Origin of the sequence: Mesorhizobium sp. M1E.F.Ca.ET.041.01.1.1 (assembly GCF_003997355.1) — a bacterium.
In the GTDB taxonomy this organism is placed as follows: Bacteria; Pseudomonadota; Alphaproteobacteria; order Rhizobiales; family Rhizobiaceae; genus Mesorhizobium.
On record NZ_RZSL01001116.1, the window covers coordinates 1 to 889 of the forward strand.

The window sequence follows — 889 nt, forward strand, 5'->3', positions numbered from 1 at the left end:
GATGTAACCCGGCACGCCACGGAACGCCTGCAGGCGGACATCCTTCGGCGCCCGGCTCGCCTGTTCGGCAAGCGCCGGCGAAAGCGCCTCCAGCACCTCCATGCGAGCCCCGCCGTGGCGGAGGCGGAAGCGCTGGTCGAACAGCCGCGTCGGCACCGAAGCGACGATGCAGGCCAGCCCGTCATTGGTCGGGATCAGGGATCCGGCGATGCCGTCGCGGAAATACCATTGGTAGCCGCCCCTTGGTTCGACAGGCGCGTAGCCAAAGACATGGGCGGCCGAAACGGTACCGCTTCGCAGCACCTGCGCGTCGCAGCATTTCGCGACCAGCGAACCGATGCCGTCGGCGCCGACCACGATGTCGGCGCTCACCCGCAAGGCGGCGCGGCCGGCGCCGCGGATCTCGACGCCGCGCACGCGTCCGCGCGTGTCGGCAAAGAGGTCGCCGACCGCCATGTCGTGCAGGAACTCGGCGCCGGCATTGCGCGCGGCGTCGACGAGCATGCGGTCGAGCACGGTGCGCCGCGGCGCGATCAGGCCGGGAAGGTCAGGCCCGGCATTGAGCGGGATGGTGATCTCCTCGTCGCCATAGTGGAACGTCGTTGCCTCGATCAGCGGCGTGCCGGCCTTGAGCAGCGGCTCCAGCAGGCCCCAGCGCGAAAGCTGCAGCACGGCGGGCCGCATCAGCGCATGCGTCGACAGCGTGTCGGAGCCATAGGGCCTGCGATCGATTGCCAGCACTTTCAGGCCAGCACGCGCCAGCAGCAGGGCCGTCGAGGCGCCGGCGCAGCGCGCGCCGACGACGATGGCGTCGTAGCGGGTGCGTTTGGGCACGGGCGGAAGGGAAATCGGGGTCATCGGCATCGTCATTGTCCTCAGGCGGCCTCCT

1 protein-coding gene is annotated in these 889 nt (G+C 70.1%); it reads right to left on the reverse strand.

The genetic code is table 11. From position 1 onward, the window contains the following. Window positions 1-864, reverse strand: an 864-nt coding sequence (locus EOA38_RS37785; RefSeq protein WP_189435234.1) for an FAD-dependent monooxygenase, incomplete at its 3' end; no start/stop codon positions are given. Window positions 865-889: the final 25 nt, after the last annotated feature.